Origin of the sequence: Polaribacter sp. IC073 (assembly GCF_007997075.1) — a bacterium.
Taxonomy (GTDB): domain Bacteria; phylum Bacteroidota; class Bacteroidia; order Flavobacteriales; family Flavobacteriaceae; genus Polaribacter.
Window position 1 is genome coordinate 198,940 of record NZ_VORS01000002.1, and the last position, 26,272, is coordinate 225,211.

The window sequence follows — 26,272 nt, forward strand, 5'->3', positions numbered from 1 at the left end:
AGCCTTTGAGGTTCTTTTATGTTTAATTATTTTAGTTTAAGCAATTTCGTTGGCAAAAAAGCTTAGCCCTGATTGAAACGGCATCCTTTTTTATTTTCATAAAAAAGATATAGTGGAAAGCAGGAAATAGCTTCTAAAAATTTTTTAAAAGAATTTTTTAAATTTCTAACCAAATGGAAATATAGAGCACATAAGTTTTATACTAATTTATTGCTACTTAAAACTGCCAACTTTTTTATTTCGGACTATAAATTGCACACGGAATAATCATTTCTTCTAAAGAAACGCCACCATGTTGATACGTGTTTTTAAAGTATTTTACAAAATGATTAAAGTTGTTTGGATAGGCAAAAAACAGGTCTTCTTTTGCGAAAATAAACGGACTATTCATTGCTACCGTTGGTAAAAAAACATCTTTAGGATTTCTTACGGCATACACATCTTTCTCTTCGTAAGAAAGACTTCTACCCGTTTTATAACGCAGGTTAGAACTAATATTTTTATCGCCAATTACTTTTGTTGGATGTTTACAATTAATGGTACCGTGGTCTGTGGTAATAATTAATTTCTGACCTAAACTTTGCGCTTTTTGAATAATTTCATACAAAGCAGAATTCTTAAACCAGCTTAAAGTTAAGCTTCTATATGCTTTGTCATCTCCGGCCAATTCTTTAATTACTTCCATCTCTGTTTTAGCATGAGATAGCATATCTACAAAATTATAAACCACCGCAGTTAGGTCGTTTTGTTTTGTTCCGTTGTAATTCTCTGCCAATTCTTTTCCACCTTTTAGCGAAGTTATCTTATAATATTCGTGTTTAATATCTAAACTCAGGCGCTTTATTTGTGCAGTTAAAAATTCGTTTTCATACAAATTCATTCCGCCTTCCTCGGTGTCGTTTTTCCATAAATCAGGATGTCTTTTTTCCATTTCAGATGGCATCAACCCAGAAAAAATAGCATTTCTAGCATATTGGGTTGCTGTTGGTAAAATAGAGAAATAGGAGTATTCTTCGTCCTTTTTATAGTGATTGTTAATTAATGGTTCTAAGATTCTATATTGATCGTAACGTAAATTATCAATTACAACCCATAATACAGGTTGTTTTTTTTTTAACTCTGGTACTACGTAATCTTTAAACAACGTATGAGAAAAAGTAGGTTTGTCATGTGCTGTTAAAAAATCTTCGTAATTTTTTTTGATAAATTTAAAAAACTGTGAGTTTGCCTCTTGTTTCTGACTTTCTAGAATCCCCAACATTCCGGGATCGCTAATGTTTTCTAATTCTAACTCCCAATGCACTAGTTTTTTGTACAATTCTATCCATTCTTCATAAGAATTTACCATGGCTAAGTCCATCGTAATTTTTCTGAATTCTTGCTGATAACTAGACGTTGTTTTTTCTGAAACCAAACGAGAATGATCTAAATTTTTCTTTAAACTTAATAAAATCTGATTCGGGTTTACCGGTTTTATCAAATAATCTGCAATTTTAGATCCAATTGCTTCTTCCATAATATATTCCTCTTCACTTTTGGTAATCATTACCACTGGCAAATTGGCTTGTTTTTGTTTGATTTCAGAAAGTGTTTCTAACCCCGTTAAACCCGGCATATTTTCGTCTAAAAAAACAATGTCAAAATTTGTTTCATCCACTAAGTTTATAGCATCTGCACCATTGGTACAAGTAGTTACTTTATAACCTTTACGTTCTAAAAATATAATGTGCGGTTTTAATAAATCAATTTCATCATCTACCCATAGAATTTGTATGCTCATATAACTTGTTTTATTTCTTTAACGTTAAAATTAGGGTTTTGTTATTTTTTTTACCCCACTAAAATGATAAAATATTGCCAATTTTACAAATTAAATGACCTACTTATAAATTTCTGAATTAAATTTATAATTTTGCGCTTATAAATATTGTATTTTGCAGGTATACATTGAAAAATTTTTACCTTTTGAAGAAAAAAGCAGCAAACAAACTTAAGATTTTAAATGATCCTATTTACGGATTTATTCAAATACCAAATTCTTTAATTTTTGACATTATAGAACATCCTTATTTTCAGCGTTTAAGAAGAATTACGCAAATGGGGTTTTCTAATTTAGTCTATCCAGGTGCAAATCACACCCGTTTTCATCATGCCATTGGTTGCATGCATTTAATGCAAAAGGCGATACGAGTTTTGCGTTTTAAGCAAGTAGAAATTTCTAATGAAGAAGAAAATGCTTTGTGCATTGCTATTTTATTGCATGATATTGGTCATGGCGCATTTTCACACGCTTTAGAGCACAGCATTGTAAGTGGTGTTAGTCATGAAGAAATTTCTTTAAAATTTATGAAGAAATTAAATGAAGAATTTAAAGGAGAATTAACGTTAGCAATTGAAATTTTTGAAGGTAAAAGTCCGCGTGATTTTTTAGGGCAATTAATTTCTAGTCAGTTAGATATAGACCGATTAGATTATTTAAAAAGAGATAGTTTTTATACAGGTGTCACAGAAGGAAACATTTCATCAGACAGATTAATTGCCATGATGAATGTTAAAAATGATGTGTTGGTTATTGAGCAAAAGGGAATTTATTCGGTAGAAAATTTTCTAATTGCCAGAAGACTCATGTATTGGCAAGTATATTTACATAAAACAGGTTTGGTAGCAGAAAATATTTTAGTAAATATTTTAAAAAGAGCCAAAGAATTGGCAGAACAAGGGGTAGAATTGTATGGTAGTTCTGCATTAAAGTATTTTTTATACAATCAGATTTCTACCAATAATTTTACAGAAGAAACATTAGAGATGTTTTCTAAATTAGATGATTATGATGTTATGTCTGCCATAAAAGAATGGGTAAATCACGAGGATAAAGTACTTTCATTGATAGCAAAAATGATTGTTGATAGAAAATTATTAAGAATTGAAATTCAGCAAGAAGGTTTTAAAGAAAGTTATATTAATAAAAAGAAAGAAAAAGCAATTAATAAATTAAATATTTCAGAGAAAGAAGCTAGTTATTTTGTTTTTCATCAAGAAATTAGCAATCAAGCTTACAATTTAGACACACCAATTTTTATTTTAAATAAGAAAGGAAAATTAAAAGATATTTCAAAAGCATCTGACCAATTAAACCTGCAAGCGCTCACAATACCCGTAGTAAAATATTTTATTTGTTATCCAAAGTAAGATGAGATTAGAGAAAACGGTATAATTTTTATATTTTTGCGTTTGATGAAATTTAAAGCACAACAAATAGCAGATATTTTAGAAGGTGAAGTAATAGGTAATCCTGAAGAAGAAATATCTAAACTTTCTAAGATTGAAGAAGGAGAAAAAGGATCTCTAACTTTTTTATCGAATCCTAAATACAACTCTTACTTATATACAACAAATGCTTCTGTAGCAATTGTTAACAAGAGTTTTATTCTAGAAAAAGAAGTGAAAACTACCCTAATTAAGGTAGCTGATGCTTATAAATCTTTTTCTAAGTTACTAGAATTCTATAACGAGGTTAAGAACAACAAGACAGGTAGAGAGCAACCTAATTTTATTTCTGAATCTTCTGAAATTGGAGAAAATGAATATATTGGTGCGTTTGCTTATATTGGAGAAAACGTAGTAATTGGAGATAATGTAAAAATTTATCCGAATTCTTATATTGGAGATAATAGCAAAATTGGCGACAATACCGTTATTTTTGCAGGTGTAAAGATCTATTCTGATACACAAATTGGTAAAAACTGTAAAATTCACTCTGGTGCTGTTATTGGTGCAGATGGTTTTGGTTTTGCACCGGATGAAAACGGCGAATACAAAGCAATTCCTCAAATAGGAAATGTGATTATAGAAGACAATGTAGATATTGGTGCCGCTTCAACAATAGATAGAGCTACTATGGGGTCTACCATTATTAGAAAAGGTGTTAAACTAGACAATCAAATTCAAATTGCCCATAATGTAGAAGTTGGTAGAAATACTGTAATCGCTTCTCAAACGGGTGTTTCTGGTTCTACAAAAATTGGTGAAAATTGTATGATTGGTGGGCAAGTAGGTGTTGCCGGTCATATAAAGATAGGAAATAATGTGAAGGTTTTAGGTCAGACTGGTGTAACAAAAAGTTTGAAGGACAATGAAATGGTTTATGGAACACCAGCCTTTAAAGTACAAGACTTTAACCGAAGTTATGTTCATTTTAAAAGTTTACCAAAAATAATATCAAAAATCAATCAACTAGAAAAACAGTTGAAGGCTCAAATAAAAGAATAATGAGTAAAAAACAAAAAACAATACAGAAAGAGATCAGTTTATCTGGTGTGGGTTTACATACCGGTAATACTGTAAAAATGACTTTGAAACCTGCACCCATAAATCATGGTTTTGCATTTAGCAGAATAGATTTAGAAGGTTCGCCAATAATAGCGGCAAAGGCAGAATATGTGGTAAACACACAAAGAGGTACAAATTTAGAGAAGAACGGAGTACAAATTCAGACTTCAGAGCACGTTTTAGCGGCTGCTGTTGGTTTAGATATAGACAATCTATTAATTGAAATAGACTCCTCTGAACCACCAATAATGGATGGTTCTTCTAAGTTTTTTGTTGAAGCTTTAGAGAAAGCAGGCATCCAAGAGCAAGAAGCAGACATTGAAGAATATGTTGTAAAAGAAATAATTTCTTACAGAGACGAAGCCACTGGAAGCGAAATTATATTAATGCCTTCAGAAGAATATCAAATAACTACTATGGTAGATTTTGGTACTAAAATATTAGGTACACAAAATGCTACTTTAGAAAAAATATCTGACTTTAAGAAGGAAATAGCAGATGCTAGAACATTCAGTTTTTTACATGAAATTGAAATGTTATTAGAAAATGACTTAATCAAAGGTGGCGATTTAAATAATGCAATTGTATATGTAGACAAAGAGTTATCTGAAAGCACAATGCGTAAATTAAAAGTAGCTTTTAATAAAGATGACATTGCTGTTAAACCCAACGGAATTTTAGATAATTTAACTTTACATTGGGCTAATGAAGCTGCAAGACATAAATTATTAGATGTTATTGGAGATTTAGCTCTGGTAGGTACGCGTATCAAAGGAAAAATTATTGCAAATAAACCAGGTCATTTAATTAATACATTATTTGCAAAGAAACTTGCAAAAATTATCAAGGCAGAAAAAAGGAACAACGTACCTTCATATGATTTGAACTTACCTCCATTATTAGATATTTATCAAATTATGGATATTCTACCTCACAGACCTCCTTTTTTATTAATTGATAGAATTATAGAACTTTCAGACTCACATGTTGTTGGTATGAAGAACGTTACAATGAATGAAAACTTCTTTGTAGGTCACTTTCCAGGAGCACCAGTAATGCCAGGTGTTTTACAAGTAGAAGCAATGGCGCAATGTGGTGGCGTATTAGTATTAAATACCGTACCAGATCCTGAGAATTATTTGACCTATTTCATGAAAATGGATAATGTTAAGTTTAAACAAAAAGTGCTACCAGGAGATACTATTATTTTTAAATGTGAGTTAATTTCACCAATAAGAAGAGGAATTTGTCACATGCAAGCGTATGCTTATGCAAACGGGAAACTAGTTGCCGAAGCAGAATTAATGGCTCAAATTGCTAGAAAAAATTAAAATATGAATCAACCTTTAGCGTACGTACATCCGCAAGCAAAAATAGCAAGAAACGTAGTCATAGAACCTTTTACAACAATTCATAACAATGTAACCATTGGATCTGGAACATGGATTGGCTCTAATGTTACGATTATGGAAGGAGCTAGAATTGGCAAAAATTGTAGAATTTTTCCAGGAGCAGTAATTTCAGGGATTCCTCAAGATTTAAAATTTGATGATGAAGAAACTACCGTAGAAATTGGCGACAATGTTACCATTCGCGAATGTGTTACCATTAATAGAGGAACTTCAGATAGAATGAAAACCAAAATTGGTGATAATTGTTTAATAATGGCATATTGCCATATTGCACACGATTCTTTTGTTGGTGACAATTGTATTTTTTCAAACAATACAACATTAGCAGGTCATGTTACTATTGGAGACAATGTAGTTTTGGCAGGTATGGTTGCAATACATCAATTTGCATCTGTTGGTAAACACGCATTTGTTACTGGTGGTTCTTTGGTAAGAAAAGATGTTCCGCCTTATGTAAAAGCTGCACGCGAGCCTTTATCTTATGTTGGTATTAATTCTGTTGGTTTAAGAAGACGAGGATACACCACCGAAAAAATTAGAGAAATTCAGAATATCTACAGAATTTTATTTCAAAAAAACTACAATTATACGCAAGCAATTGATATTATTGAAGCAGAAATGGAAGCAACTCCAGAAAGAGATGAAATTATTCAATTTATAAAAGAATCTCATAGAGGAATTATGAAAGGGTATTTTAACTCTAACTAAATTTCGAATAAAAGTAAATAAGGAGTAATAATTACGATAATTTTATTAAAATTATTAATTTAATATAAAAACTACAAATGGCAACAACATCAGACATTAGAAACGGATTGTGTATAAAATATAACAACGATATATTTAAAGTTGTAGAGTTTTTACACGTGAAACCAGGAAAAGGACCTGCTTTTGTAAGAACAAAATTAAAAAGCGTTACCAATGGTAAAGTAATTGATAATACATTTCCTGCCGGAAGAAAAATTGATGATGTGAGAGTAGAAACACATAAGTTTCAGTTTTTGTATCATGATGGTGAATTTTATCATTTTATGAATGAAGCAGATTATACTCAAATTCGCTTGTTAGAAGCTGCTTTAGACAATCCTGGATTAATGAAAGAAGGAGAGGTGGTAACAATTATTATTAATTCTGAAGATAATATGCCACTTTCTGTAGATTTGCCAGCAAGTGTAATTTTAGAAGTAACACATGCAGAACCTGGTGTTAAAGGAAATACTGCCACAAATGCAACAAAACCTGCAACTGTAGAAACAGGAGCCTCTGTAAACGTACCTTTGTTTATAAATGAAGGAGATAAAATAAAAGTAGAAACTACAAAAGGAACGTATCAAGAACGTATTAAGGAATAAAAATAGTTGGCAGTAGGCCGTTCAGTAAAACTATCTAACTGAATGCTACCTGCGCAAGACTGAGCACTGAGCACTGAACTATGAAATTCAAAAAATCGCAGACATTACAACAAATAGCAAAACTAATAGAGGTGGAATTTATTGGTGATGAAAATTTTGAAATTCTTGGTATCAATGAAATTCACGTTGTAGAAAAGGGTGATATTGTTTTTGTAGATCATCCGAAGTACTATGACAAAGCATTAAATTCTGCTGCAACTACCATTTTAATCAATAAAAAAGTCGATTGCCCAGAAGGAAAAGCATTATTAATTTCAGAAGATCCTTTTCGTGATTTCAATAAAATAACAAAACATTTCAATCCGTTTATTGCATCTGAAGAAAGTATTTCTAAAAGTGCTGTAATTGGAGAAGGAACTGTTATTCAGCCAAATGTTTTTATTGGAAACAATGTTTCAATTGGTAAAAATTGTGTGATTCACCCAAATGTTACTATTTACGATAATGCTGTAATTGGAAACAATGTTACTATTCATGCAAATACTGTTTTAGGCGCAGACGCTTTTTATTATAAAAATAGACCGGAAGGATTTGATAAATTAATTTCTGGAGGAAGAGTTGTCATAGAAGACAATGTAGATTTAGGCGCTTCTTGTACAATTGATAAAGGAGTTACAGGAGATACAAGAGTCGGAGCAGGAACAAAAATTGACAATCAGGTTCATATTGGGCATGATACTCAAATTGGGAAAAAGTGTTTAATAGCTTCACAAACAGGAATTGCAGGTTGTGTAATTATTGAAGATGAAGTAACTATTTGGGGACAAGTAGGTACAAATAGTGGAATTACAATAGGAAAAGGAGCTATTATTCTTGGGCAAACAGGCGTTACAAAATCTGTGGCTGGAGGAAAAAGTTATTTTGGAACTCCGGTTTCAGAATCAAGAGAAAAATTAAAAGAAATGGCAGAAATAAAACGTTTTTTGAAAGAGAGAAAGAATTCTTAAAAAACTTTTTTAGAAACAAGCAATAAACTATTTTTGCGTAACAAAATAAAATATCAAACCAATGAGTGTTTTAGTAAATAAAAATTCAAAAATTATAGTTCAAGGTTTTACAGGTAGTGAAGGTACTTTTCACGCAGGTCAAATGATTGATTATGGAACGAATGTTGTTGGAGGGGTAACTCCAGGTAAAGGAGGACAAGAGCATTTAGGAAAACCAGTTTTTAATACAGTTAAAGAATCTGTAGATAAAGTTGGCGCAGATACTTCAATTATTTTTGTACCACCAGCTTTTGCAGCAGATGCAATTATGGAAGCTGCAGATGCAGGAATTAAAGTAATTATTTGTATTACGGAAGGAATTCCTACTGCAGACATGGTAAAAGTGAAAGCTTATATTGATACAAGAGATTGTAGATTAGTTGGTCCTAACTGTCCGGGTGTAATTACGCCAGATGAAGCTAAAGTTGGTATTATGCCAGGTTTTATCTTCAAAAAAGGGAAAGTAGGTATCGTTTCTAAATCTGGAACTTTAACGTATGAAGCAGCAGACCAAGTTGTAAAACAAGGATACGGAATTACAACTGCAATTGGTATTGGTGGAGATCCTATTATTGGAACTACAACAAAAGAAGCTGTAGAATTATTAATGAATGATCCAGAAACAGAAGCAATTGTTATGATTGGTGAAATTGGTGGAAATTTAGAAGCTGAAGCTGCACAATGGATTAAGGCTGATGGAAACAGAAAGCCAGTTGTTGGTTTTATCGCAGGACAAACTGCACCAGCAGGAAGAACAATGGGGCATGCAGGAGCAATTGTTGGTGGAGCTGATGATACAGCACAAGCAAAAATGAAGATTTTAGCAGAAAATGGAATTCACGTAGTGAGTTCACCAGCTAAAATTGGAGAAATGGTAGCTAAAGTTTTAGGTAAAAAATAAAACAGTGTTATTTATTTATAATGAGGTAATCTTTTTATAAAATTGATTTTCTGTTATAAAAACAATGACAATAATATAAAATTCCCGTGAAAACGGGAATTTCTTTTTTATATTTGAATATCAACTAAATACTACAATATGAAATTATTAGAAAATAAATCGGCAATAATTACTGGAGCAACAAGAGGAATCGGACGTGAAATTGCGTTAGAATTTGCAAGACAAGGCGCAAATGTTGCTTTCACCTATAGTTCTTCTGTAGATGCAGCAAATGTATTAGAAGAGGAATTAAAATCTTACGGAGTTTCTGCAAAAGGATACCAATCGAACGCAGCAAATTTTGATGCCGCACAAGAGTTAGCAAAAGAAGTTCACAAAGAATTCGGTGCTATCGATATTTTAGTAAATAATGCAGGAATTACAAAAGACAACTTGTTAATGCGTATTTCTGAAGATGATTTTGATAAAGTTATAGAAGTAAATTTAAAATCTGTTTTTAACTTAACAAAAGCAGTAATTAGACCAATGATGAAGCAGCGTTCTGGTTCTATTATTAATATGAGTTCTGTTGTTGGATTGAAAGGAAATGCTGGTCAATCTAATTATGCAGCATCAAAAGCAGGTATTGTTGGTTTTTCTAAATCTGTAGCTTTAGAGTTAGGTTCTAGAAATATTAGAAGTAATGTAATTGCTCCTGGTTTTATAGAAACAGAAATGACAGCAAAATTAGATGAAGCAACAGTTCAATCTTGGCGAGATGGTATTCCTTTAAAAAGAGGAGGACAGCCAATTGATATTGCAAATGCTTGTGTATTTTTAGCTTCAGACATGTCTGCTTACATTACAGGACAAACATTATCTGTAGATGGTGGAATGTTGACTTAAAAAATAAAAGTTATAAAATTTATAAAACCTGTAACAATTTAACGTTACAGGTTTTCTTTTTTTAGATAGTTCTTTATATCTTTCACACAAATAAAAATAATTGCAAACAATAACTATTTTATACATCATATTAGCACTTTTCATAAGTATTGCTATTTCCTATTTTCAATATTTTTATAAGGCGAAAAGTAAAGCTAAAATACATATTTTACTTTTTAGTCTAAAAACGTTTTCTTTATTTTTATTAATACTTCTATTGGTAAATCCGAAGATAAAAACGACGAAATTAGAAAATACAAAGCCAACTTTATCTATTCTGGTAGATAATTCTAGCTCAATTTCATTTTTTAAAGAAGAGAAAAATGTTGAAGAATTCATAAGTAAGATAAATAAAAATAGTTATTTATCTGATAAGTTTACGATTGAAAAATTTAATTTTAGTGCAGATTTGAATATTTCTGACAGTATCTCTTTCACTGGAAATGCGACAAATATTTACACAGCAATTACAGCCATAAATAAATTGAACAAGAGTAAGAATGCGCCAATTTTATTATTAACAGACGGTAACCAGACCATTGGTAATGATTATGAGTTTATCAACTCTAAACAAACAATTTATCCGGTAGTTTTTGGAGATACTACAAAATACAAGGATTTAAAAGTAAGTCAAGTAAACGTAAATAAGTACAGTTATATTAAAAATAAATTTCCTGTAGAAGTTATTTTAAATTACGATGGAAATGAAACTGTTCAAACGAAGTTTTCAATTTTTAGTAACGGAAAAACGGTGTTTTCTAAAAAGATACAATTCTCGAAAGAGGAAAACTCTCAAATAATTACTACAAATTTAACTTCAACAAAAGAAGGTGTTAATTACTACACAGCTTCTATTGAGAAAATAAAAGACGAGAGAAACATCAAAAATAATAGTAAGAATTTTTCTGTAGAAGTAATTGATGAACAAACAAAAGTGTTACTCCTTACGGCTGTTTTACACCCCGATATCGGTGCATTAAAAAAAGCAATAGAAAGTAATAAACAACGTTCTGTTGATGTTTTTATGATTGATAAATTTAATAATAAATTATCTGATTATCAGTTAATTATATTATATCAACCAAACAATTTATTCAAGACTGTTTTGAGTGAGATAAAACAAGCAAACTCTAACCTCTTATTCGTTTCTGGTGCAAATACAGATTGGGATCTCATTAACAAACAACAATTAAGTTTTTCTAAAAAAAGCATCAATCAGACAGAAAATTATGGGGCAATCTACAATGCTTCTTTCTTAACCTTTTTACAGAAAGATATTGGTTTCAATCAGTTTTCGCCTTTAAAGGACACGTTCGGGGAAATTATTTTTTCTAGAGACCATCAAGATTTATTACTTCAAAATATAAATGGACTGCAAACACAGCAACCTTTAATTTCTGTTTTAGAACAAAATAATCAGAAAATAGGGATGATTTTTGGAGAAGGAATCTGGAAATGGAGAGCTTCTAGTTATTTAAATGCGAATTCATTTCAAGATTTTGATCAGTTTATAGGGAATTTGGTACAGTATCTTTCTTCAACGAAACAAAGAAACCGTTTAGAAGTAAACTCAGAAAATTTATATCCTGCCAATGCTGCTATTAAGATCTCTGCTTTTTATACAGATAAGAATTATCAGTTTGATGCAAGAGCTTCTTTAGAAATTACCATTACTAATAAAGACACAAAAGAGATTACAAAACTACCTTTATCGTTAATAAACAACGCATATCAAATAGCCATAGAAAACCTTTCTTCTGGTGAATATGGCTTTAAAGTGGATGTTTTGGGACAGAGTATTGCTGAATACGGTAGTTTTAAAATAACTTCTTATCAGGTTGAAGAACAATTTACACATGCAAACGTAGCAAAGTTAACAAAATTAGCGGCAAAAACAGAAGGTGTTTTATTTTACAGGAATGATTCAGAAAAAATAATTGAAACATTACTTCAAAATAAAGCCTATTACACAGTTCAAAAACCAACAATTAAAGAGCAAAATTTAATTGACTGGAAATGGGGCTTATTTTTTGTAATCTCTTTATTTACTGCAGAATGGTTTATTAGAAAATATTATGGTAAAATCTAATGATATCATCTGTTTTTAGTGAAACCTTCTTTTTAATATTATACATATTCATTGCGTTTCCTAAAGATATATTGTAAATTTGAATGAATTTAAAATAAATACAAATGGCAAACAATCAAATGGATATTAAGTTTCCAAAAGGTGGAATTTTTTTTATAATTTTAGCAGTAGCTGCATTAATTCTATTCTCTAAATCTACGGTTACTATTGGTCCTGGTGAAGGAGGTGTTCTCTTTGAAACTTTAGGGAGTGGTATTAATACAGAAAAAACATATGGAGAAGGTTTTCATATTGTTGCTCCTTGGAACAGAATGATTGTAAGAAAAGTACGTCAGCAATCTATTTCAGATGAAATGAATGTACTTTCTGTTAACGGATTAGAGGTTAAAGTAAATGGAACAATTTGGTATGAACCAGAATTTGAGAATTTAGGTTTTTTAATTAAAACAAAAGGAGAAGATTACGAACGTGAATTGCTAGATCCTGCTATTAATGCTGCAGCAAGAAGTGTTGTTGGTCGTTACACTCCAGAACAACTTTATTCTAGTAAAAGAGATGTTATTGAACAGGAGATTTTAGATGAAATTCAAATAGTATTAAAAGAACAATACTTATTAGTGAAAAGAGTTTTGGTAGAAGATGTAAAATTACCAAGTACTATTAGAATTGCTATTGAAACAAAATTAAAACAAGAGCAAGAATCTTTAGAGTATGAGTTTAGAATTTCTAAAGCTAAAAAAGAGGCTGAAAGACAAAGAATTGATGCAGAAGGTAAAGCAATAGCAAATAAAATTTTGAGTGCTTCTTTAACTGATAAAATTTTACAAGAAAAAGGAATTGATGCAACTTTAGAATTATCTAAATCACCTAATAGTAAGGTAGTTGTAATTGGTTCTGGAAAATCTGGAATGCCAATTATTTTAGGAAACCAATAAGAAACAATAATTTTTTAATTAAGAAAATCTAGCATCTGCTAGATTTTTTTTTGTTTAATAAAGTTTTAAGTGAAGTTGCTAAAGTTGTGTTAAACAGTTTAATAAAGGTAACTGTATTCTTATGGCTGTTATAAAGAGTAAAGAAAACACTTATTTACAGCAATACAAACTTTAGAGAAAGAGACTAAAAAGTAACCGTAGTTCAATTTAAAAGAAGAACTTGGAATGCGAGAGAAAATACAACTATAAATACATAACCACTGTATTTTAGTTATTCGTTAGTTTTTAATAGTTGATTAACGTCAGATACATCGTGTTTCTGACCTTAATCAATTTTGATGTTTAATTCTTTTCAGGAATTTTATTACGCTCTATTTTACCGTTCTTTAGAGCTTTGTAGTTCTCGTAACAATCTAAAACAGCTTCGATCATTTGTAAGTCAGATGCTTTTTTAATAAAATAATCTGAATAGTTGCAGTCTGTTAGTAATTCAGAAAGCTCTTGTCTATCCATTTCTAGATACTCCATCATCACTTCTCTGTCAAACTTACCCGCAAGCATTTTTCGTAAATCGTCTTCATTTTTTAATTTTTGTAGTTTTTTTAACTGCTTGGGTTTATTTCCGAAAAGATTATATAAGAAGTCTACTGGCTGAAATAATGCAGCAATAGGAGAGGAGAAATTTGTTCCTTTAGGTTTACCCACCTCGTAGGTTTGAGGTAAGCCATTGATATGTATTCTGGTAAAACGATCTTTAGGAACTTGTTTTACATCAATTTCTAAGACACCTATTAATTCGGTAGATCTTATAACAACTTCTCTAATTTCTTCTGGCTTTTCATATAAGGAAATTTCTAATTCGTTTCCTTTTAATAAATCATTTGTAATTTTTAATTTAATCGAAGAATATCCCAAGTAAGAAACTAAGATTGTATCATTTACTCTTGTAACAAGCTCAAAAAAACCTTTATCATTGGTAATGGTTCCTGTAACGGAATTTAAGTTCAATACATGCGCGGCGCTTAAAACACTCTTATTTTCTGCGTGTATAATTTGCCCTTTTAAAATTTTAGTACGTAATGTATCAATCTGAGAAAATGTGCTTAAGGAGGCAAATAAGCACAAAATAATTATTAATTTTTGCATGTTGCAAAATTAATGATAATCCGTTATAATTTGGTTAATTATTTGTGAAAGAAGTTAAAAACATCACAATTATTTTTACATGTTCTTATGAAATACATTAAAATACTGTAGTTTAATGTATTGGGTGTTTAAAAGTGCGCAAGAGAAGAGTCGAACTTTTAATTTTGATTAATCTTAATTTATTTATAATGTCAATGAATATAAGGTTTTTTAATAACATTTGTTAATGTGTTAACTTTTATTAATTCAGTTAAATTCTAAAATATTAATCAATATAGGGGTAAAAATGGGGGTAATTTGTTATATTTGATAAAAAATATATTATACTAATGGCTTCAATAAGTTATAGATTAAAAACTGATAGTGAGTGGAATAGTATCTATTTAAGATTTAAACAAGGTAATAGTTTTGATTATGAAATAAAAACAGATTTAAAAGCCCCTAAAAACAGGTGGAGCAAACCAAAACAAGAAATACTATCAACAACAAAGTTAAGTGCGGTAAAAGTAAATCTAAAGCTTAAAGAACTTAAAAATCATATAATAAAAGAGTATGAAGATTCTAAAACAGATGGTACAATAATAAGTACTAAATGGTTAAAAGAAAAGATAGCATCTTTTTTAAATACTAAAACTAATAATGCTGTTATTGATGATAAAATATTTTTTGTAAATTTTATAGATTCTTACATTAAAAAATCAAATACAAGAAAAACTAAAAAAAATACACCTGTTGCAAAAAGAACGATACAACATTATGAAACCACTAAAAGAAAAGTACAGTCGTTAGAAAATAAAATTAATAAACGATTGAAAATTATAGATATAGATTTAGATTTTCATTCTGCTTTTTTAAATCATTTAAGAGAAGAGCAACACCTAAAGGATAGCACTATTGGTGGTTATATAGACGATATACGTGCGTTTTGTAGAAATGCCGACAATACAGATATTAAGGTCTCAAATGACTATAAATTAAGCGAATTCTTTTCACCAAGTTATGAGACTAATGATATTTATTTAACAACAAAAGAAATTAACAAGATTTACGAAACTCATATCGAAAATGAAAAGTTGAGTAATGCAAAAGATTGGTTAATTATTGGTTTATATACTGGTTTAAGAGTTTCTGATTTACTCAAACTAACAAAAAAAGATAGAGACGAAGAGTTTATTTATAAGAAAACTCTTAAAACAAAATTTCCTGTTATTATTCCGATACATAAGCACGTAAAAGAGATTTTAAATAAAAGAAATAATAACTTTCCTAAAAGAATAAGTGACCAAAAACTTAACGATTATATAAAAATAGTTTGTGAATTGGCTGGTATTACTGAAATAGTGGAGGGTGCAAAAATGTGTCCAAAGGAAATAGAAGAAAATGGAAAAAAGAAAATAATACATAGAAAAAAAGATGGTAAATTTCCGAAATTCGAGTTAGTTACAAGTCATACTTGTAGAAGGTCTTTTGCTTCAAATTTATATGGAAAGTTAGATACTTTGACAATAATGAATATTACAGGACACAAAACCGAATCTCAATTTTTGGATTATATAAAAATAACTCCTAAAGAATATGCTAATAAATTAAAAAGCTATTGGGAAAATCATAAAGATTTGTTTGAGTAATCTTTTGTTTTTAAATTAAAACAGTGTTCTTTAAATGTAACTATGAAATGATATTTTAGGAAAAATAATTTCTATAAGGTTTGATAGTTCTGGTTCGTTTTTCATTTTTGTGATACCTTCTTGCTGATTAACTTCAATATAGTCATCAATTTTTAGTTTTAAAGCACCTTTTTTATCTTCTACTTTATAAAATGCTTCGAAACCTCCTGGATAATAAAATTTAATTCCAAAGACAATAATAGCACGATAATTGTAATAAGCACTTTTTGGATTAAAATATAAATTAACTAATTGAGAAAATTGTTTATAGTTAAAGCCTAGTATTAAATTGTATTTAAAGGATAAAATTGTAAATAATTTTTTATTATGTTTTACAATGTCTTTTAAATTATAACGAGGAAAGTACTCTTCTTTGTGGTGTTCTATGAATTTGATATAAAAAACGGTTTGGGTTAAATAATAGAAGATTGATTCATCGCCCTTGCTATTATTCGATTCAAGTTCGATTAGAAACTCTTTATTTATGAATGATTTGTCCATAACACTGATGTTATGATAACGTTCAAAATAGTTATAAATATTATTTTGAAGTTCAAATTTTGGTAATAGAAAATTTTTTTTGAATTTGCTGATAACGTTATTATTAAATAATCTGTTATAAAATTCATTATTTCTGTTAATAAAATCCTCTTCATATTGCAATAAATGATTTCTTCTTCTGATGTTGTAATTTTCTTTAAATTTTGTGTTAATATAATTTTGATTGTTATTTTTAATTTCCTCCCTATTATTTTCTAGTATAGCTGTTTGTCTTTTTTTTTCTAATTCTTTTTTAAGAATTTCTTCTTCTTTGTTGAAATTAAAATAGAAAACCTTAAAATTTTCTTTGTCATAAGTTAAATCATTAAGGTTTACATAATTGTTAGACCAAGTATATACTATTTTATTGTTTATTATTTTTGGTTCTTCCCAGTAGCATAACAAAACTAATTCTTTATTCTTTTTTGATTGTATGATAGCTTCCTCATCTAGTACAAATACATTTCTATTATTCGAGTAAAATATATCTTTATCAGTAAAACGCTGTTTAGATTTTTTAAGTTCAAAGTCTTTGAAAATCCATATTATGTATGTTTTGTTTTCTTTATAGAAGTTTTCCCTATCAATTATCACACTTAAAAAAGTTGTTGATAATTGTATCTCAAATACTAAATCTAGACCTTTGTAAATCGATGTAATATCTGGTTTTTTCCATTTTGAATAATTTGTTATACTTTTTTTTACCTTTTCTGTTTCTACATAAGTTATATTACCTGTAGTTAATTTTTCCAAAAGCAGAAAATCTTTTATTAAATTTTTAGTTTCTTTATGCAGTAAACTTTCTTTAGCTCCATTATACTTTGCTCTTAATAAATCTGCTCTATCAATTAAACTATCTGTTTTTAATGGGCAGATTTCACTATCTTTAAAATGAGAGAAATGAAGTATTTTGTTTGTACCAATTCCCCCATTTATTTTCACATTTTGTCCACATATGTAACATACTAATAGTGGTTTTTTTAATTTCTGAAATACTTGTTGTAGTCTTATCCTATAATCCCAAATTTCTGGCTCACTTTTATTAAAAAATTCATCAGCAATAATTTCTTGTCCTGTTTTTTTGTTTAAAACTGATTTGATTGTTCGAATACTCTTTATATTTTCCATTCTTATAATTACTGTCCTTAAATATAGTTTAATTAAGAATAACTTAATGATTTATTCTTAATCTATTAATTTACGATAATGAAACCCAAAGCTATATTTACATAATGCGCAGTTATAATGCTCTTCCGTAAAAACTCCAGGCACTATAACGCCATTATGTAAAATAGCCACTTCAGCCAACGCTCACTTCGTAAATTAGAAATAACAAGTAGATAATTTAATAACACGCAGTGCCTCTTTGCATTGTTTTTATAAATGCTAGCTTAATTTCAATACAACAAGGTTTCAAACAACACAATACGGTTATAACAAGTATCTCTCTAAAGCACTTATAAAATCAAAAAAAGCCAATAAGAGTATAATTTTTTATTTGTGAAGAAATTTAGAAAGTTGTTTTCACTAAAAGCAGTTGCTTTTATATGTTTAATAAAAGTGGTTAATAAGTTAAAGGAATTGTTGTTTTTTTAGAATAATTTAGAACAACTACTTTTAACAAAACCAATCAAGAAAAGTGGAAAAATACAAATAAAAAATGATACACTTATTCCCACTTCTGCCAGCGCACTAGGTACTTTAATTCAGTTTTTTTCAAAAAAAACCCACATCGTTGAGAGGTGGGAAACTGCTATGAAAAAGAAAGTATAAAAATAATATTTTTTTTGATATAAATTAATTTTTTTATTCACTTTGTGTCATTCAATCGCCATTGGGCTAACATTTTTAAAATTTGAGAATGCCTTTGCGCTTGTATCATCCGCTATTCTCAAATTTTAAAAACGCTAAAGCAGATACAAAATTAATAACTAATTTTTATACGGCTTCATTTTCTAAAGATTCCAATTCAGATTTTAATTCAGATTTTAGGTTATTAAAATATTCGTCTAAACTCTGTATTGATGTAATAGTTTTAAAAGTTTCATTTTCTTTAATCTCAATAATATTATCTAAAATAATTTTTATTTGTGATCTAGTTTTTTGAATGGCTAGTTTAAGTTTCTCGTTTTCTGTTACTGTCTCTGATTTTGATTTGAAAAAATTCTGAATTTCTAAAGAGTTCAAAATTTCAGATACTTTTTCTAAATTATTATTATCATAAGATTCTTTTAGTTCGATAAACATTTTTTCAGCTTCATCTTTCATTTCATCATTTACTTTGTCTGGGTGGCACAAAATAGATGCTTTCCTAAATTTTACTTTTAGTTCTTTTTTTTGAGCGTCATTAAGATCGTAATGTTTCTTTTCTTTATCTTCTTTTATTTGTTCGTTATATTGTTCTTCGTCTTTTTCTGCTTCCTTAAATTTCTTCTTGTTATTTTTGTATTTTATTTTTCGGAAATGTAAAATTTTAGACATTATATCTCCAAGCTCTATGCTGTGTCTATGTTGAAAATCTAATAATTGTTTTTCAATTTCAATTTTTTCGTTACTGTAGGCATTTAATTGAATTTCTAGGTTTTTTAGCTCTAATTTCAGTGCAACAACTTCTTCATCAACCCAAATAATTAGATTTTCATTTTTATGATTATTAATAAAGTCTTGAATTTGATTAATAGTTAGAGAATAATTTTTATTTTTTATAGATTTAACAATTGACTTTAATTCTTTGTTACTGTAATATTGATTTAACTTTTTACTTACATTATCAATAGATTCAATATCTTCTAAAAAAATGAAATTTTTTATTATTTCTAAACGTCTAATAATTTTATCTAAATCAATTCTATAATCTATTATTTTATCATCTTTATTAAATTGATTGTGTAGTTTATTGAATTCATTTATAAACTGTTTTGCCAGTTCATCATCTCCTTTGGTAATGACTATATTTTCGGAATTAGTTTTAGCTTTTCTTGTCCAATTATAAGAGCCAGAAATAACAGTTTTTTCATCAATTACACAAAATTTATGATGTATTAAATCTTTATTCGAATTTCCGTATAATAGTATTTGAAAATTTTCTGACCTATAATAATCATAATCAATTCTTGATTGTTTGTTAATAAAGTCATCTGAAGTTATTATAGAAACTGTGCAACCTTCTTTTACTTTTTTTTCTAATTCGTGAAATAAAACATCATCAGTAAACCAAGCAACAGCCACATAAATTGAGTATTCTGCTTCTTGGATTTCTTGTTTTATTCGCTTGTTTATATTTTCAAATATTGCTTCTGTTTGCATATCTATTACGGTATAATTGTACAGTGATTTAGGTGTTTTTTATAAAAATCTCTGTATTTTTTATAAGTGAAAAAGTCGTGCAAATATAAATACTTTAAACTTTTTAAACCTATTAAAGGTGTTAAGTCGTAATTTTTTGAACTAGAACATAGACCTATGAATTTTAATTTATTCAAATCTTTTAACGGTGTTAAATTGGCGACTGGGGTAAAACCTAAACTTAAAAATTCTAAATTATTTAAGTTCTTAATTGATTCAATATTAAGTAGCTCACTCCAACTTAAATTTAGAATTTTTAATTTTTTAAAATTTTGCAATACTCTTTCATTATTTTCTATACAATTTACTTGCAGTATTTCTAAATTTACACAACTTTTTATATACTCTATATCAACATTCTTATGGGAATTATGGACTATCAAACATTTAAGATTTTTTAACCTTTTCAAAGGAGATAAGTCTTTTATATTCAGTGAAGGTGATTCGCTAGGATCTAAATAATCAAAATCGTTTATATTTATATTTGTTAATTCTAGAATTTTATTAAGTTCAAGTTTATTAGGTTTAGAAACAGAACCCTTAAACAAAATAAATTTTTTGAGCTCATTTTTATCCCAAGCACTTCCCAATTCATAAGTGCAATCATCGTACCTAGAGTAAATTTCACCAGTAGTTAATTGAAAATTATGATTAGGTTTATTGATGTAAAGATTAAATATTTTTTTCCAAATATCATCTAAACTATCCCACCATTCATAATCGTCATAAAGAATTAATTGTTTTTTGGATAAAACTTTATTTGTAATAGAAAAAATATTGTCAGTTTTTTTTAAAACATTGTTGTTTATTTTTACTAAACCATTTTCTTTTTCCATTAATTCTCTTTTTAGTAAAAATAAATAAAAAACACTTAAAATAGGAGGTATGTTGGTATGTTTTATTAAATAATATTTACAAGAGTCTATTTTAAAAATTGTAAGTAATTTCATTTGATAAAAGGAGTAGTATTTTTTAAAAGGTTTAATTGATTCTATTTCTCAATAAGAATAATGGAATGGTACTAATTGTAAGCTATATAGTTACAAACAATTAGTACTTTCTTTTTTAAGCAATGTATTTTAGGATTTCTAAATCGCAATTCATCATTTCTTTAAATTTATCATTTAAAAGAAACTTTAATTGATTCTTTGTTTTTAGTAAACAGTTGGCTTTTAGTAAATTTTCAAAATCATTTTTAAACTTTAGTTTATTTCTTGCGTTTTGTCTGATTTCTTTCCAATAATTGCTGTTTGTACCTTGTTGAAAAAGCATTGTTTCGTCTATTCTATCGTGTTTTGTAAGAATTAGTTCATCTACTATTAATAGCTTATTAAAATGCTCTAAAAGCTTGTTAAATAATAATTGAAATCTGTTTCTATCGAGGTCATTTAAGGTGTAAATATTAAAATGCTTTTTTAAATATCTTGCACCAGTTATTTTTAGTTCTATGCGCAATATATTTTTATCTGTTATTGCGTTCTGTTTCGATTTATTGTATATTTTTATACTATAATCAGTAGTTTTAAATTCTAAATAATCGCCTTTTCCTCGAAATTTTTCGTCTATGGTTGGCGTTTTGTAGTCATACATTAAAATATGATTATTAATTAATTTTTCAGGGTCTTCTTTAGTTTCAATATTTAAACCAAACTCTAAATTAGTGATTCTTGTATCATCATTATCAATACTAAATGAATTTTGTAAATGATTAATAGCGTATTTATAGTTACAGTAACTAAAATCATTATAATTCTGATTTCCAAATTCTTCTGTTACATTGTAATATTTGTGAATACTACCTTTTAGTGAAGCGTTATTCTTTGTAACATCAATAAATATGGTTTTATTGAAGTGCGCAGTCCGTTTATCTAAAACTTCGGCAGTTCTTGAATTAACACTTAATCTTAAATCTACTTTCTCCGAGTTCTCTAATGTTGTAACAAATTTATCTTTGTTGATAACGTAATATTTTAGTAAATCTATCATTAGACTAAATCATTTAAAAGGTTATTTAAATCTTGCTTTGAGTAATAAACTCTTCTACCAATTTTCTTTTTAACCTTTAATGTGCCTTCGTTATTATACTTCCAAAGGGTAGGATAAGACACGTTTAAAATGTTTTTAACTTCTTTCCTGGTTAAGAAATCTGTTTCTGCTTTGTTGGGTTCAGTAATTTTAGATTCTTGGATGTTTTTAAGCTGTTCTTTAAAACAGTCTTTAATTAATTTTGATAAATCATCAATCGATAGGTTTATCATTTGTAGGCTTTGTGTACTCATATTTTATCTGTGTCATGGCTTTAGTTATCTCATTGACAAGACAAATATTCAAAAAAATAGAATTCCTATTGTAATCAGTTTTTTCCGATAATCGGAACAGGAACAAAATTAAATACCAAATAAGTTATTAAAGTTATTCATTCGCTGACCACTTTCTGATTTATTTAATGAACGAAAACCACTTTCATTAATTTTTTCCATTGTTTTTTCATTAATGAATTTATTTTCTAATAGCCATTTTGCGAATTCTTTATGTTTAATCTCATAGATCATTTTCTCAAATTTCATTCTTTGAAATAAGTAACTGTAATCTACATATTGTTCAATTATATGTTTTTCTGTGTAGATTTTAAAACTAATGTAAAAATTATCTTTAAAATAATCAGAATGGCGTTTAATGGGTAGCTTTTTGTCTTTCTTGTCTTCCTTGTCTTCTTTTTCATTTTCCTTTTCAATCTCCAAGAAATTTGGGAATATATAGTTGTAGTATTTAATTATTGATTCTATCATCAAATCTGTAAAGTTTATATGAATATCTATTACAGCTTTTTGAATTTCGTGAATTGGTTTAATCTCATTCCAATTAGTTTCAATATTTTTTAAAGCAAAATTACTTCTCCTTAATAAATTAAAAATATCTCTTATTCTTATTTTTTTTGATCCATCTCCTTCAGCTACATTTATCCATTTTTTAACTTCTGGAAAAAAGTACTTATTGTAATGAACATCATATAGCCATTCATTTCCATACCATTGGTAAAGCTCTTCTGTTGGAAATTCTTTTTCAAAATCTATATAATTTAGTTCAGAATAAAAATACATAGTATCATCAAAATTTTCTTTTCTATAGAGATAATCTTCTGTGCTAATTTCATCTTTTTGCATTTCATTTTCTCCAACTCTGCATAATTCATAAGAATATCTTTTAGCGCTACTAACTTCAAATGCATTCAAGCCATTATTACCTTTTTTAATATCCTCAATCACGTTCAAAACGAATTCATCTATATCAAAAACGTTAAATAACATTAGTTTGTTTACAAATTTGGTCTTTAGAAAGTCTTTTTTAGCCATAACATATTAATTAATTTAGATTCTGTGAAATATATTTTACTAATTAAGAGAAATTGTCACCTACCACAATAAACCTCATTGAAACAGAAATATTTTCATATCTGAAATATATGAAATATATTAATAAAATTTGTTTCACATGCGTATATAGGTTTTTTATTGGTTGGTCAATTTTAATATATATCTTAAAAGTTTTCATAAAAGCATGAATAACCCTTGTTTTACTTCCGACGACCTTTAGTATTAAAGATTATGATATTAAGTTTGTAACAGTTACCAACTATTTAGAAAGATTAAATTTACAAATAATCAAAATTTTTAAAATTGTAATTGAATTAATTACTTATTCTATTTTTTTTTGCGGAATTGTATTTGCTCCCACTGTTAAGATCACTTATGCTTATGAAGCTATTTTTTAAAATATCCCCTAGGTAGTTATTACAGCTTTTACAAATTATGTTTTTAAATGAAGATTATAAACTAATTTATAAAACCTAATTAAAGTAAGTTAAACTAGATTAAGGTTATAAAAAAGGGGTGTTTTTGGGGGTAAAAATAAATACACATTAGTGTAAGTGTCTTTACTGTAGTGTATTATGATTTTTAAAAGTGCGCACGAGAAGATTCGAACTTCCACGTTCTTGCGAACACAGCCCCCTCAATTATGTAGTGCAAATTTACCAAAAATTCACGACTGATAATCAGAGGTTTATATTATTGTTTTTTATTATATTAATTTAAAAGTGGTACGATTACTGGTACGATTTTTTTGCCTTTAAAAGCAGATTATTTTTATAATAATGTAAAAGTAATAATAAAATTAATATTCTATGAATTATTGAGTACTAGGTTTTATTATTACTTTTTAAACAACTCTCTAATAAAGATATTATCTTTGAATTTAAATAAACTAACTATTACATAATTGAAACACCATTTCAATTATTTTTATATAATGCTATAAAATGAATTTGCTAAAAAACAGTCTAAAAAAAGAGTATTTAAAAAATTTAAACAAAAAAGAGAAAGAAGAATTATTTATTGCTAATGGTATTCTTACTAGAAGTGAACATAATAATAAAACTTACATCAGCAATAAAATATTAGATGAGATTTATGAAACTTTTTGCTACGATCATTTAAACACTGTAAAAGCGGAGGATTATCCTATTCGAAAATTAAAAATAGACCTGCAAATTACAATAGATAATTTAGAAAAAGAAAAACTTATTAAAAAGAAATTCAAAAAAAACAAAAAAATACTTCATAAATGTGAACTAACTTTTGGTTACTTATCTTCACCAGAAGATCTTAAAGAAATGTTATATGATAGTTTTGAAGAATACTTTAAAGATCAAATTTCCGAAGAGGTAATTGAAGACTACATTACAAGTGAGCTTACCTATACATATTATGAAACCACCTATCCTTTTAACGATTTAATAAAAATTGAAAAAGCAATGATGGCTTTAGAATTTTTACAATCTCAAATAACCAACGCTACTCATAATAAAAATGGAAAAAATAATGTATTAACAATTCCTGAAAAAATTGTTTTTTTAGATAAAATTAGGGAAATTGAAGTTGATACTTGGGATGAATTAGACTACAAAAAAAGGGCTAAAATTATAAGCTTATTAACTGGTAATAATGAGCAATTCCTTAGAAAGTCTATTTCTAAACTTAATAGATCATTTGAAGAGAATAAGAAATATGTTGATCAAATGGATAGCCTTATAAAAAGCCTCATGGTATAAGACTTGGTATATACCAAAACTAAAAATCACTAGATATTTATATACGTTTACACCGTAATTAAAAATAAAAATTATGGTAAATAAAAAATTATTTAACTCAAATTTAGAGATAGAAAAATCATTAGAAAAATTAACTAAATCAAAGAAAGACATTCTTAGAGATCAATTAGATGTAATAATTTCAAAATTACCTCTAGGTTTATCTTCCTTAATAGAAAATGGATTTAAGTATAAAAGAATACCAAAAGAGTATTTATTAAGTTCCGTTCTATTTGCATTTTCAGCAGCTACAGGAAGAACATTTTTTATTGATGCTTTTGGGTATAAAAACTATGCAAACCTTTATTTTGTAATAATAGGAAGCAGAGGAGATGTAAAAAGTGAAGCAATAAAAACCGCTACTGCTCCAATAAAAAAGGCAGATGATATAGATTATGAAACCTTTTTATTTGATAATAGAGATCTTGGTAAAGATGATAAAGAAATTAAAAGAAGACAAACATTAATTCAAAATGCAACTATAGAAGCAGCGCAACAGATTCATTTTGAAAATCCCAATTCTATCGGTTTGTGTTTGGATGAAATTTATGGTTTGGTACAAAAAATGGCTAATCCTAATAGTAGAGATGGTGTAGAATGGAGAAATTTCTTTTTAGAAGGTTATACCAACGATTATATTGATGTATCTAGAAAAACAAGTCTTAGTTTTAGAATTCCCGAAAGCTATCCAACCTTAATTGGTGGTTTGCAACATCAGTTTGTAAAGGATTTATTTGCAAATGGTAATTTAGAAAGTGGTTTTATTGATAGACTTCTATTTACTACAAAGTTGACTGAAAATAGAAAACTTAGAAAGGAAGGTATTCCTCCAGGTTGTCTAGAGCAATACAATCATTCTATTAAAAATTTATTAGACTATAAAAAGCAGAGTGAAAATCCAGAAGAATTAAGAAAACAATTTAAAATTCCATTTACCAAAGAAGCTGAATTAATGTTATTTAATTATGTGCAAAATCTTATAGATGAAAAAGAGATTGCGCAACCAATGATAAAAGAGTATATGTCAAAAATGCAAATTTCTATTCATAAGTTTTGTTTGTTGTCTTTTATGATGTTAAATGCTTCTGAAAGTACTTTTAAATCAGAAATAACTGAAGAATCAGTAGAGTTAGCGATAGCTTTAAATGAGTTTTATTTTTTAAATTTTCAAGTTATTATTGAAGATGCTATTAAAGCTGAACATAATAAAATTTCTATTGACGATGTTGTTGCAATGGGTAAAAAGAATGGAGCAACTCAAAAAGCTGTTACAGAAGTTACTGGGGTTCATAAAAGTACTATTTCAAGAAAATGGGGAGATGATTAATGCAACACGCAACACGCAACTAGAAACTTTCTAACAACCCCACCTAAACATCTAAAAATAAACAACTTGAACAACTTATTTGTAAAGTTGTGAGTTGCAGGTTGCAAACT

General features: G+C 28.1%; 21 protein-coding genes. 13 read left to right on the forward strand and 8 right to left on the reverse strand.

Annotation, left to right across the window (positions count from 1 at the left end; genetic code table 11):
* Positions 1-235: 235 nt before the first annotated feature.
* Positions 236-1,780, reverse strand: a complete 1,545-nt coding sequence (locus ES045_RS03710) for a bifunctional response regulator/alkaline phosphatase family protein (protein ID WP_147112610.1) — start codon at positions 1,778-1,780, stop codon at positions 236-238.
* Between the two features lie 185 nt (positions 1,781-1,965).
* Here ES045_RS03710 and ES045_RS03715 point away from each other — a divergent pair, with 185 nt between their 5' ends.
* The 10 genes from ES045_RS03715 to ES045_RS03760 all read left to right on the forward strand — a co-directional run bounded on the left by ES045_RS03715 (position 1,966) and on the right by ES045_RS03760 (position 12,988).
* Positions 1,966-3,189, forward strand: coding sequence for an HD domain-containing protein (locus ES045_RS03715; protein WP_223267171.1), 1,224 nt, complete (start codon positions 1,966-1,968; stop codon positions 3,187-3,189).
* 45 nt (positions 3,190-3,234) lie between these two features.
* Positions 3,235-4,269, forward strand: a complete 1,035-nt coding sequence (gene lpxD / locus ES045_RS03720; protein ID WP_147112616.1) for a UDP-3-O-(3-hydroxymyristoyl)glucosamine N-acyltransferase — start codon at positions 3,235-3,237, stop codon at positions 4,267-4,269.
* The gene (locus ES045_RS03725; protein WP_147112619.1) at positions 4,269-5,660 is read left to right on the forward strand and encodes a bifunctional UDP-3-O-[3-hydroxymyristoyl] N-acetylglucosamine deacetylase/3-hydroxyacyl-ACP dehydratase; all 1,392 of its coding nucleotides are present in this window, start codon (positions 4,269-4,271) and stop codon (positions 5,658-5,660) included. Before lpxD ends, ES045_RS03725 begins: the two co-directional genes overlap by 1 nt.
* A gap of 3 nt (positions 5,661-5,663) precedes the next feature.
* Positions 5,664-6,449 carry an acyl-ACP--UDP-N-acetylglucosamine O-acyltransferase gene (gene lpxA, locus ES045_RS03730; RefSeq protein WP_147112621.1) on the forward strand — a complete coding sequence of 262 codons (786 nt, stop codon included), beginning with the start codon at positions 5,664-5,666 and terminating at the stop codon, positions 6,447-6,449.
* Positions 6,450-6,526: 77 nt separating this feature from the next.
* Positions 6,527-7,093 (forward strand): elongation factor P, encoded by a 567-nt coding sequence (efp, locus tag ES045_RS03735; RefSeq protein ID WP_147112624.1) that lies wholly within the window; start codon positions 6,527-6,529, stop codon positions 7,091-7,093.
* 80 nt (positions 7,094-7,173) lie between these two features.
* On the forward strand, positions 7,174-8,100 hold the full coding sequence (locus tag ES045_RS03740; RefSeq protein ID WP_147112627.1) for a UDP-3-O-(3-hydroxymyristoyl)glucosamine N-acyltransferase: 927 nt from the start codon (positions 7,174-7,176) through the stop codon (positions 8,098-8,100).
* Between the two features lie 61 nt (positions 8,101-8,161).
* The gene (gene sucD / locus ES045_RS03745; protein WP_100945379.1) at positions 8,162-9,040 is read left to right on the forward strand and encodes a succinate--CoA ligase subunit alpha; all 879 of its coding nucleotides are present in this window, start codon (positions 8,162-8,164) and stop codon (positions 9,038-9,040) included.
* 138 nt (positions 9,041-9,178) lie between these two features.
* Positions 9,179-9,925, forward strand: a complete 747-nt coding sequence (gene fabG / locus ES045_RS03750) for a 3-oxoacyl-[acyl-carrier-protein] reductase (protein ID WP_147112629.1) — start codon at positions 9,179-9,181, stop codon at positions 9,923-9,925.
* 100 nt (positions 9,926-10,025) lie between these two features.
* The gene (locus ES045_RS03755; RefSeq protein WP_223267172.1) at positions 10,026-12,053 is read left to right on the forward strand and encodes a VWA domain-containing protein; all 2,028 of its coding nucleotides are present in this window, start codon (positions 10,026-10,028) and stop codon (positions 12,051-12,053) included.
* 104 nt (positions 12,054-12,157) lie between these two features.
* Positions 12,158-12,988: a prohibitin family protein gene (locus tag ES045_RS03760; RefSeq protein ID WP_147112632.1), complete on the forward strand. Its 831-nt coding sequence runs from the start codon at positions 12,158-12,160 to the stop codon at positions 12,986-12,988.
* A 342-nt stretch (positions 12,989-13,330) separates the two neighbouring features.
* Here ES045_RS03760 and ES045_RS03765 read toward each other — a convergent pair whose 3' ends face one another.
* Complete coding sequence (locus ES045_RS03765) at positions 13,331-14,134, reverse strand: carboxypeptidase-like regulatory domain-containing protein (protein WP_147112634.1); 804 nt, start codon at positions 14,132-14,134, stop codon at positions 13,331-13,333.
* 329 nt (positions 14,135-14,463) lie between these two features.
* Here ES045_RS03765 and ES045_RS03770 point away from each other — a divergent pair, with 329 nt between their 5' ends.
* Positions 14,464-15,762: a tyrosine-type recombinase/integrase gene (locus tag ES045_RS03770; RefSeq protein WP_147112638.1), complete on the forward strand. Its 1,299-nt coding sequence runs from the start codon at positions 14,464-14,466 to the stop codon at positions 15,760-15,762.
* 30 nt (positions 15,763-15,792) lie between these two features.
* Here the strand turns inward: ES045_RS03770 and ES045_RS03775 are convergent, their stop codons facing one another.
* The 6 genes from ES045_RS03775 to ES045_RS03800 form a co-directional block, all read right to left on the reverse strand.
* Complete coding sequence (locus ES045_RS03775; RefSeq protein ID WP_147112643.1) at positions 15,793-17,469, reverse strand: DUF6035 family protein; 1,677 nt, start codon at positions 17,467-17,469, stop codon at positions 15,793-15,795.
* An 810-nt stretch (positions 17,470-18,279) separates the two neighbouring features.
* The gene (locus ES045_RS03780) at positions 18,280-19,647 is read right to left on the reverse strand and encodes a phospholipase D-like domain-containing protein (protein ID WP_147112647.1); all 1,368 of its coding nucleotides are present in this window, start codon (positions 19,645-19,647) and stop codon (positions 18,280-18,282) included.
* Between the two features lie 5 nt (positions 19,648-19,652).
* Positions 19,653-20,522 carry a hypothetical protein gene (locus tag ES045_RS03785; protein WP_147112651.1) on the reverse strand — a complete coding sequence of 290 codons (870 nt, stop codon included), beginning with the start codon at positions 20,520-20,522 and terminating at the stop codon, positions 19,653-19,655.
* A gap of 229 nt (positions 20,523-20,751) precedes the next feature.
* Positions 20,752-21,672 carry a hypothetical protein gene (locus ES045_RS03790; RefSeq protein ID WP_147112654.1) on the reverse strand — a complete coding sequence of 307 codons (921 nt, stop codon included), beginning with the start codon at positions 21,670-21,672 and terminating at the stop codon, positions 20,752-20,754.
* Positions 21,672-21,965: a helix-turn-helix transcriptional regulator gene (locus ES045_RS03795; protein ID WP_147112657.1), complete on the reverse strand. Its 294-nt coding sequence runs from the start codon at positions 21,963-21,965 to the stop codon at positions 21,672-21,674. Before ES045_RS03795 ends, ES045_RS03790 begins: the two co-directional genes overlap by 1 nt.
* A 108-nt stretch (positions 21,966-22,073) precedes the next feature.
* Entirely contained in the window at positions 22,074-23,039 is a 966-nt protein-coding gene (locus ES045_RS03800) for a hypothetical protein (RefSeq protein WP_147112661.1), read from the reverse strand.
* A 965-nt stretch (positions 23,040-24,004) separates the two neighbouring features.
* Here ES045_RS03800 and ES045_RS03805 point away from each other — a divergent pair.
* On the forward strand, positions 24,005-24,796 hold the full coding sequence (locus tag ES045_RS03805; protein WP_147112664.1) for a hypothetical protein: 792 nt from the start codon (positions 24,005-24,007) through the stop codon (positions 24,794-24,796).
* 73 nt (positions 24,797-24,869) lie between these two features.
* Positions 24,870-26,162: a DUF3987 domain-containing protein gene (locus tag ES045_RS03810; RefSeq protein ID WP_147112667.1), complete on the forward strand. Its 1,293-nt coding sequence runs from the start codon at positions 24,870-24,872 to the stop codon at positions 26,160-26,162.
* The last annotated feature ends 110 nt before the right edge of the window (positions 26,163-26,272 follow it).